This is a genomic window from Bacillota bacterium, assembly GCA_012837335.1.
GTDB lineage: Bacteria > Bacillota > Limnochordia > Darwinibacteriales > DTU012 > DTU012.
Genome location: DURM01000005.1, coordinates 1 through 2,028, shown reverse-complemented (window position 1 = coordinate 2,028; position 2,028 = coordinate 1). Strand labels below are relative to the sequence as shown.

Annotated in this window: 1 protein-coding gene; it reads right to left on the bottom strand. The window is 46.6% G+C overall.

Going from position 1 to position 2,028, the window contains the following annotated elements; all coding sequences use genetic code 11:
• Positions 1-588 precede the first annotated feature (588 nt).
• Positions 589-1,785 carry a methionine adenosyltransferase gene (locus GX019_00420; GenBank protein ID HHT35621.1) on the bottom strand — a complete coding sequence of 399 codons (1,197 nt, stop codon included), beginning with the start codon at positions 1,783-1,785 and terminating at the stop codon, positions 589-591.
• Positions 1,786-2,028 lie beyond the last annotated feature (243 nt).

The window sequence follows — 2,028 nt, the reverse complement described above, 5'->3', positions numbered from 1 at the left end:
CATACTTGTGGAACCAGTGTCACCTTGATCTCTGTTGTGTATGTTCCCGGTGGATCTCTGAAGTCTCCCTCCAACTTCAGCGGTATGGATACCCTCACTCCGCTGCTGTCAGTTGGAGGATGGTTAATAAGGAAATACGCAGAAGAACCACTGATGCTTTCCCAGGAATCCTTATAGCTAAAGATTGAAATCCTGGATGCTACTTCTACAGCATTCCCTTCTGCTGTTTCCGCTGTTTGAATGCCCGCTACCCGTAAATTCCAAGGTACATTTGATTTAACAAGGGCTTCTAGGGACTGTTCAACAGATTCTCCTGGTGATACCGAGGAGAAAGTAATACTTGGAGTGGTCAGCTCAATCATAAAATACGGCTCTACTGTAAAGCTGACTGATACTGTTTGGGCAGATATACATCCAACTGCGGCAAACAGAACGAAAAGAGATACTACTGAGAGGGTTAAACAACGAAAAAGTGATGCTTTAATTTTGCTCACGCTCCTTGTTTACCTCTCTCTTGGGTGTGGGCTGTTTAATTATACCATAAACAGATTTATCTGTCAATTCCACTTCAAAAAAAGCAAGCAGGTTTTAAGCCTTGCTTGCTTCTAATGCTTTACGCAGTATATCAGCCTTGTCAGTTCGCTCCCAAGGCAGTCCTATATCGGTGCGGCCAAAGTGACCATAAGCTGCTACCTGCCGGTAAATAGGCCGGCGCAGATCAAGGTTGCGAATAATTGCTTCTGGTCGCAGATCAAAATGCTCCTTCACCAAGGCTTCAATTTCGCTTTCCGGAATCTTATTGGTCCCGAAAGTATCCACTCTTACCGAGACAGGCCGGGCTACTCCGATGGCATATCCGATTTGAATCTCAGCTTTATCGGCAAGACCGGCTGCTACAATATTCTTAGCTGCGTAGCGGGCAGCATAGCAAGCAGAGCGATCGATTTTAGTCGGGTCTTTACCGGACAATGCGCCTCCACCATGGCGTCCCATTCCGCCGTAAGTATCAACAATGAGCTTGCGTCCGGTTACGCCTGCATCACCCTGCGGTCCGCCTACGACAAATCTGCCGGTGGGATTAATCAAATACTTGGTATCCTTTAGAAGCTCCTCCGGAATAATCGGGTTAATCACATGTTCTAAGATATCTGCTGAGATCTGCTCATGGCTTACTTCCGGATGATGCTGAGTGGAAACAACGACAGTATCAACACGGACAGGTGTATCCCCTTCATATTCAACGGTAACTTGTGTTTTACCATCCGGCCGCAGATAGGGAACTATTCCCTCTTTCCGAACTTCGGTCAGTTTGCGGGCAAGCTTGTGCGCCAATGCAATGGGAAGCGGCATCAGTTCAGGGGTTTCATTTGTGGCAAAACCAAACACAATTCCTTGGTCGCCGGCTCCTGTTTTGGAGATTTCATCCTGCTCACCGCTGCGCACCTCAAGCGCTTGATTTACCCCAAGGGCAATATCGGCCGACTGCTCTTCTAATGACGTTAAAACAGCGCATGTATCTGCGTCGAAACCATACTTAGCCCGATCATAGCCGATTTCCCGCACCACACTGCGCACCAATGTCGGAATGTCTACATAACATTCAGTCGTAATTTCTCCCATTACCAGTACTAATCCTGTTGTTACAGCTACCTCGCAGGCAACCCTAGCATAGGGATCCCGCTCAATGATTGCATCCAAAACAGCATCAGCAATCTGGTCGCAAATTTTGTCCGGATGGCCTTCAGTAACTGATTCTGAAGTAAAAAAATGACGTCTTCCAGACATATTCTTCACCTGCTTTCGACTCTGAATAAAAAAACTCCCCGCGTGGCCTGAGGGAGGGACAATTCTAGTACCATACTAACATTAGGTAAGCAAAGTGTCAAGGATAAGGATCAACAGGATCGTGTCAAGCAACTGTAGGATGAAATAGGACCCACCAACCCTAAGGGAACGAGTCAACTGGTATTTAGTTATAAATGCAATGATGCATTGGATATTTGCCGTAGCAATGGCCGATATGATCTT

What these genes read in the sequence shown, in the direction of transcription:
- GX019_00420 (HHT35621.1), bottom strand. Translation starts at nt 1,785, where the DNA reads ATGTCTGGAAGACGTCATTTTTTTACTTCAGAATCAGTTACTGAAGGC.